At 28.0% G+C, this 8017-nt stretch carries 7 protein-coding genes; 3 read left to right on the forward strand and 4 right to left on the reverse strand.

Features of this window, described 5'->3' with window-relative positions:
* A partial coding sequence (locus tag ACRC03_RS09395) for a class II aldolase/adducin family protein (protein WP_438652306.1) occupies positions 1 to 1164 on the reverse strand: 1164 nt, incomplete at its 3' end.
* Positions 1165 to 1324: 160 nt separating this feature from the next.
* On the reverse strand, positions 1325 to 1666 hold the full coding sequence (locus tag ACRC03_RS09400) for a DUF6054 family protein (protein WP_438652307.1): 342 nt from the start codon (positions 1664 to 1666) through the stop codon (positions 1325 to 1327).
* A gap of 185 nt (positions 1667 to 1851) precedes the next feature.
* On the opposite strand from ACRC03_RS09400, the gene ACRC03_RS09405 reads away from it, so the two are divergent.
* The gene (locus ACRC03_RS09405) at positions 1852 to 2844 is read left to right on the forward strand and encodes an HD domain-containing protein (protein WP_438652308.1); all 993 of its coding nucleotides are present in this window, start codon (positions 1852 to 1854) and stop codon (positions 2842 to 2844) included.
* Between the two features lie 74 nt (positions 2845 to 2918).
* On the opposite strand, the gene ACRC03_RS09410 is transcribed toward ACRC03_RS09405, so the two are convergent.
* Positions 2919 to 5273, reverse strand: coding sequence for an EAL domain-containing protein (locus tag ACRC03_RS09410; protein ID WP_438652309.1), 2355 nt, complete (start codon positions 5271 to 5273; stop codon positions 2919 to 2921).
* A 279-nt stretch (positions 5274 to 5552) separates the two neighbouring features.
* Between ACRC03_RS09410 and ACRC03_RS09415 the strand changes: the two genes are divergently transcribed.
* Positions 5553 to 5879: a hypothetical protein gene (locus ACRC03_RS09415; RefSeq protein ID WP_438652310.1), complete on the forward strand. Its 327-nt coding sequence runs from the start codon at positions 5553 to 5555 to the stop codon at positions 5877 to 5879.
* Between the two features lie 119 nt (positions 5880 to 5998).
* Here ACRC03_RS09415 and ACRC03_RS09420 read toward each other — a convergent pair whose 3' ends face one another.
* Complete coding sequence (locus ACRC03_RS09420; RefSeq protein WP_438652311.1) at positions 5999 to 7321, reverse strand: APC family permease; 1323 nt, start codon at positions 7319 to 7321, stop codon at positions 5999 to 6001.
* Positions 7322 to 7562: 241 nt separating this feature from the next.
* Here ACRC03_RS09420 and ACRC03_RS09425 point away from each other — a divergent pair, with 241 nt between their 5' ends.
* Positions 7563 to 7952, forward strand: a complete 390-nt coding sequence (locus ACRC03_RS09425) for a PTS transporter subunit EIIC (protein ID WP_438652312.1) — start codon at positions 7563 to 7565, stop codon at positions 7950 to 7952.
* Positions 7953 to 8017: the final 65 nt, after the last annotated feature.

Here is an 8017-nt window from a genome sequence, read left to right on the forward strand (position 1 = left end):
ATTACGCCCTTTGTAATCGTAATATGGCTCTGTAAATACTAAATCTTCAGTTATATCACAAAGCTCTATATTAGTGAAAAGTTTTACATAAGTTTTTTTCTCAGCTCTATTCATAACTAAATCAGTGGTAGGTAGTAAAGTATTGGCTAAAAAGTTTGTTATGTCATGTGCTAAGTTTGTAAAGGTTTTGCCTATTAGTAATTCTTTTCTTAGATTTTTATATTCAGAAATGTCTTCCATTGAAATGGCGTACATATATTGATCATAATTATACACTTTTGGTACATATTCCTTAGCAAGTTTGCCTTGTAGCTTTAGTATTTCTGCTTCAATTTTATTTCTATAAAGATCTAATGGTCTTCCTGAGGATCTAAGGTATATATCGGCTTGTTTAATTACTAATGATGTGCCTGTATTTTTATCCCATACTTTAAAAACATAATTTATATTTCCATCACCAATTTCTGAGCATTCTAAATGTGTATCTTTTGCAAAATAATCTAGTACTTCTTTTGCATAAGCCTTTGCAGTATTAGTATCTAGTAAAAAGTGTTGTAGGTATATTTTTGTATTATCTTCACCAACTATAACTGGTGTGCCTGAGGTTTTTGCATAGTAATAAATCTTTGCTGCATCTTCAACATACTCTGCTGCAACAAATGCCTCTTCCATAGTTTTGCCTACTGTAATTACTCCATGATTTGCTAAAAGACATGCTGTACGATTTTCTAAATATGGTAGTATAACTTCTGCTAATTCTTTAGACCCTGCTGGTCTAAAGGGTGATACTTTAATATCTCCACCTAAAAAAGGTTTCATTTCAATAAGAATAAGAGGTATGTCTTGTTGATTAACTGCAAATCCTGTGGCTATGGTGGAATGAGTATGAACAATTGCATTAATATTAGGATATTTCTTATATATTTCTAGATGCATTTGCCATTCAGATGAAGGTCTTTCTCCTTTTGTTTTTGGTTTTCCACTACTATCAATTTCAACAATATCTTCCTCAGTCATAATATCATAAGATAGACCACTAGGAGTTATATAAAAGCTATCTTCTACATCTATATTTCTTAAACTAATATTACCACTTGTACCTGCTACTAGTTTTTCATCGTATAATTTTTTAGCTGCCTTTAGTACTATATTTTTTCCATTCATTTTTAAATCCTCCTTGATTTAAAAGCGTAATACAAGTAATCAAAAAATAGCAATACTACTTGCATTTGTATGATAAGACTATTGCTAGAGTATATGCTTATTAATCAAATAAATTAACCTTTATAGAAAAATTTAATCTTATAAAAATATTAAATTTTATCTACGCTAATATATATCTATCCACAATATCTATAACACCATCTAAAAATGCTTCTTCTCCCAAAGTATTTATCTTAAAAAACATTGCCTGGCTTCCACCAGATGTAATAGCAGATATAAACAGTTCTTCATCTTTTCCAAGTAAGGTAATATTTAAACTAACACGATTACCTCCCATTGCACTGAATCTCTCGTAAACACGAACTGCACATAGTACACCGCTATTCTCGTAATCACTTCCTCCTTCACAACTAGCTGAAACACTTTTTGCTAAAATACCATCTTCTAATATTTTTAAGAAATTATTAAAATCTCCTTTAAAATGTCTTTCGTATTTTGCCATACATATCTCCCCCAAATCAATATTATTTTATATTTTAATTTAATAAACTCCTCTTTTGTTTTGTTCTTTATATTTATATTAATATATTTATGATTAATTTTCCAAGCTAATTTTAACTTATGTGTGTCTATTATAAAAAAATGTTATATAATTATATTTATTAATAATTTAAAGGAGGTATAGATTTGAATTTACTTCATATATACAGCAAAGATTATCCCAAATTTATTGAGGAATTAATAAATACACCAGAATTTAAAAGATTAGATAATATAGGTATGAACTGTGGGTGTGAATATACTAGTTTTCCCATATTAAATAGAGGTAAAGAATACACTAGATATATACATAGTATAGGAGTTGCCATTATAGTTTGGCATTTTACAAAAGACATTAAACAATCCGTTGCAGGTCTACTTCATGATATTAGTTCTCCTGTATTTGCACATGTGGTAGATTTCTTAAATGGAGATCATGATACTCAAGAATCTACTGAGGAAAATACTGAAGAAATTATAGAAAATTCGATTGAAATACAGAAGATACTTAAGAAATACAATTTAACTACTAAAGATGTCTGTGACTATCATATTTATCCTGTTGCAGATAATGATTCTCCACTACTGTCTGCTGATAGACTTGAGTATACTTTAGGCAATGCTTATTACTACAGTTTTAAGTCTATAGATGAAATAAAAAGTATGTATGATGATTTAGTTGTTTGCAAAAACGAAGCTAATATCGATGAAATTTCATTTACTAATTTAGATAAGGCTGTAGAGTTTACATCAGTTTCTTTAGTAAATTCTAGAGTTTATACATCTCACGAAGATAGATTTGCTATGCAGTATTTAGCTGATTTATTAAAGGAAGCAATAGATAATAAAGCTCTTTCTCTAGAGGATTTATATAAAACAGAAAGTGAAGTCATTAATAAATTATGCATGGATGATAATTTAAAATTAAAATTTAAAGAGTTTACTAAATTCTCCAAAGTTGTTTTAAATAAAGAAAAACCTAACGAAGTATACTCTATTAATGTAAGTGCTAAAAAAAGGTATATTAATCCTCAATTAACTTCAAAAGAAAGAGTAAGTAGTTTATCAAGTGAGTTGTCTAAGGATATTGATAAATATCTAAAGGAAGACTTTAATATATGGGTAAGTGGTACTTATTAAAAATAGTCAACCTTAGTACCCTAGAAAAAATTCTAGGGTACTAAGGTTGACTATTTTTTATGCTTAAGTATATATTATATTTTACTACAATTATCTATAAGTTTTAAAGCTTCTTTTTCTTCTACTGGCTTTGAAAATAAATAACCTTGTACATAGTCAATATCCATATCCTTTAGCCTATCAAATTGTTGTTTAGTTTCTACGCCTTCTCCTACTATTGTTAAGTTTAAGGAATGGGATGAATCAATTATTAATTTTATTAGTTTAATATATTCCTCTCCCATATCTATTCCTCTAACAAATTTTTGATCTATTTTTACCATAGATAATGGTAGCTCTACTAAATAATTAAAAGATGAATAACCTGTTCCAAAATCATCTAAAGCAATTTCAATTCCCATATCCCTTATCTTTTTCAATTTGGATATATTTTTATTTATATTTTCCAAAAATACAGTTTCTGTTATTTCTATAGCTATACAATTTTTATCGACTTTGGTATCTTCAACAATATTTTTTACCACTTCTACAAAATTTTCTTGGATTATTTGAGATACTGAAATATTAATAGATACTACTATTTTTTCTAATCTATTTTCATTGATTTTTTTAGCAAATAGACAGGCTTTCCTTAATATTTCATTACCTACTTCTATAATTAAACTACCTTTTTCCATTATTTTTATTATCTCTATTATAGGAATATTTCCATATTTTTTATTTTTCCATCTAAATAAGGCTTCAAATCCTATTAATTTATTATCTCTATTATACTGTGGCTGATAAAATAAATTTATTTCATCTCTTTCTACAGCCTTTTTTAATTCATTAATAATGTCTAGTTTTTCATTTCTTTCTTTTTCTAATTCTTCTGTATAAAATTCAAATTTATTTTTTCCAGTTTCTTTAGCCTTATACAAAGCCAAATCACCTTTCATAAGTAGGCTATCCATATTTCCATTGTAACAACAATCTGCAATTCCAATACTTATATAAATATTATAATTTCGATTCTTATATTTTTTTGTTTTTGATATATTTTTTAATATTTCATTTGCTTTATCAATTATATATTTTTTATCATTATTTTTCTTGAAAATAATAATAAACTCATCTCCACCAACTCTACATACAAATTCGTCACTACACGTTTGAGTTAGGGTATTTGCCAGGTCTACTAAAATAATATCTGCAAAGTTATGACCATAAGTATCATTTATTATTTTAAAATTATCCACATCAATAAACATTACTGTTAAGTTGTCATTTGGTTTTGCTTCTTCATCTATATATTCATATAGAGCTCTTCTATTTGGAATTTGTGTAAGTGTATCAGTATTTGCTTGTTTTCTTATTTTAGCTTTTGCCTTTGTAATCTCTGTAACATCTATAAGGGTACCAACTATTCCAACTACTTCATTTGCTATATTAAATACAGGTGTTTTATATACTTCTACGATTTTTTCTCTACTTTCCTCTATTATTATTTTTTCAAATTTAATAGCTTTTTTAATATTCATAACATTTTTATCTTCTTGTATTATTTCAGTTATCTCTTCTTCACTATAAAAATCCCTAATATTTTTACCTATTAAATCCTCTACATTACTATCTATTGACTGAGCAAACTTCGAATTAGCATTAATATAATTCCCTTCACTATCATTTAACCATACTCTAAAAGGAATATTTTCAATAAGCAATTTAAACTGTGCCTCTCTATTTTTTAATTCTGTAATATCTCGTGCAATTCCCATTGTACCTACCACGTTATCATTTTCGTCTATAATTGGTGATTTATGTACATTAAACTCTTTATATCCTTTGTGTCCTGGTATTACCTCATCAAAAACAACCATTCTCCTTTGATTCATAACTTGTAAATCATATTCTCTACATTTGTCTCCTATTTTTTTATCCCACACATGAATATCACCTTTACCTCTAATATCCTCTGATTCTTTTCCGCTATGTTCAACAAACTCTCTATTAACTACTTGATAATTGCTTTCTTTATCCTTCATCCAGGTCATATATGGAATATTATCTAATAATACATTAAACTTTAATTTTTCTTCTTTAGCTTTATTTTTAGCTTCTAAAAGTTCGAATTGAATTTTTAGTCTTATATACAATTCTTCTTCACTAAAAGGCTCTTGTATATAATCACTAATCCCAAAATCTATATACTTTTTTAATGATGTCTCTTCTTTTCCTACTATAACTATAATAGACTTATTGCAGGTTTTACCCTGTAATTTAATATTTTCTATTAATTCTCTATTGGCAATTGAAGATTCAATTAATATTATATTTGCATTATTTCTTATATCTTCATCAATTTTATTGTATCTTTTTATACTGTACTCTTTTATTTTATTTAAATTATAACTTCTATCTTTTGTAATTAAGACTACTTCTTTATACATGTATATTCACTCCTATGTTATGATAGCCAATCCATAATGTGCAGCATATCTATATTTTTTTCAGGTAAACATACACTATTTTATGCATAAACTCAACACAAAATCCTAATTGTTCAAAAATAAGTAACATATGTTTATAAGGGAATTATTTGCGAATTTTTATTTAGGGAATAATAGTAATTGTAAAATTAATCAACTTATGATATATTTATCAAGAAAATAATTATTCAAATCAATCAAAATGAAATAGATACAACTTGGGATAGGAGAAATAAATAAATGAGTACGATTAAAGTTAGCTATCTTGTATATGCAGAAGGTACTGATAGCGAAGGAAATATGTTCTATTTTGAAAAGGATAAAATTAGAGATGTAGATATCCAACCTGCAGAATTTAACGAGATAGAGCTAGATTCTAGTCTTTCAGATGATATTACTAAAGAGATACATTTATATGAGAATAAGAGAATTTCATATGCATTTAACAAGTCAAATTATAAGAAAAATAATATATATGGTTCTATGGATGATAACCCAGGTGTAACAGTTCCTATAGGAAAAGTTAAAACTACTAAAATAATAATAACTGATATAGAAATAATATAAATTTCAATACACGATGTGGCTAAGTTGCTATGTATAAATTAATATGATAATATCTAAAAAAACCTATATAGTTGACAATATTAGTCTACTATATAGGTTTTTTATTTATATTAATTTAATTATGCTTTTTTCTTTGACATTATAGAATATACTGGTAAACCAATGGCAGTAACTAGCAAGCCACCAACTGCTATTCCAGTAGCATTTATTAATTGATTTACTATAACGAATAAACCACCGAAAATAGCTATTAACGGTACTATAGGATATAAAGGCACCTTGTATGGTCTTGTTAAGTTTGGCTGATCTTTTCTTAATTTAAATACACCTATAAATGTTAATACATAGAATACCCATATTATAAATACTGTTAAGTCAGTTAACAAGTTGAATTGTCCTGTTAATGCATATAAACAAGCAAGTACTGCCATTAAGAATGTTGCATTCGCTGGTACCCCACCTTTGTTTAACTTAGAGAAAGTTTTGCTTCCTGGTAACATACCTTCTACAGCTAGTGAGTATGATACTCTCGGTCCTGTTAATAGGTATCCATTTAATCCACCGAATACTGATACTAAAATACCTACTGTTACAAACTTACCACCGAAGTCTCCAAATATTTTAGTTGCAACTAAAGCAGCTGGAGCACTTGCAGTAGCTAATTCATTTGCAGGAGCTACCCATAAGTACGCTAAGTTTATTACTAGATATACAGCCATAACCATAGATAATCCACCAACTATAGCTTTTGGTAAATCTTTTCCTGGATTTTTCATCTCTCCAGCTATAGCTCCAACATTTATCCATCCATCATAAGCAAATAGCGCTGCTATTAATACTTGTCCTAATGCTGTTCCTATTGATATACCTTCTGATACTAATGGAGTAGTTATTGCATTATCTCCTCCACCCATTATAAATCCAAATATTATAATAACTGCTAATGGAATTAACTTACATATAGTTGCTACAGTTTGTATTGTTCCACCAACTTTAGAACCAACTGTATTTAGTACTGCTAAGAATAATATAACTATCATTGCTATAGGAAGAACTACTGCCATATTTGACTCACTTTGTCCCATTAGTGTTGCACCTTGTTGTGCAAATATAACTGCTAAAGCTGCAGCTGTTGCAGGGAAAAATAATACCGTTTGCATCCATCCTGTTAAAAATCCTAATCTATCTCCGTATATTTCTTTTATGTATACCATCATTCCACCAGTTTTTGGTATAGCAGCTGATATTTCAGCAGCTGTAAGTCCTGCAGTTATAGTTATAAATCCAGCTATAACCCATGCTAACATTCCAAGACCAGGCGCTCCACCTGTAGCTGTGTATATCGCTTGAGGTTTGAAGAATACTCCCCCACCGATTACCATACCTACAACTGTAGATAGGGCAGCCGATAAACCTAACGTTTTCTTTAAATTATTACTCATGTCTTCCTCCTTAAGATGTATATTTTGTCGTTTTTTGACATAAGATTATCTTACTATATATATACTAAAACATCAATATTATTTTTGTATAATATAAACTTAATAAAGCCTATCAAGTTGCCATCAATATAATTAACATATAGGCTTTATTATATATACTAAATGGTAAAATATACTATAATTATATGTTTAGTAAATGGCAAAATATATTATAATCATATGTTTTATTAGTCTTAGGCCAATGAATCGAGGTGTAATCATTAAATATCAATCAAGTATAAATTTAAAAGGATTTTATTATAAAATTCATAATAAATCCTGGATTAAATCAATCGGAAAATTCCAACAATTTGCACTCTCAATTTTACCTTCTATATTTAACATAAATGAACCTATTATATATGGAATACCTATTATACTTAATCCAATATACTTAATACCATTTATGATAGTACCACCTATTTTAGGAATTATAACCTATGTTTTCACATCAACAGGCATTGTTCCAATTGAAGTATCTGATGTAAACTGGATTGTACCTACCTTTTTAAATGGATATATTACAATAAATTGCCGAAAAGCCCCCTTCTTTAGATGTGGGGATGAAAGGCAAGGTCTCAAACTATCTTAATAAAGAGAGGTGGAACAACTTCTAGTTATATTAAGTCTCAAATGTTGTATAATAAAAATAATATA

Origin of the sequence: Romboutsia sp., assembly GCF_051659545.1 — a bacterium.
Taxonomy (GTDB): domain Bacteria; phylum Bacillota; class Clostridia; order Peptostreptococcales; family Peptostreptococcaceae; genus JBOFOR01.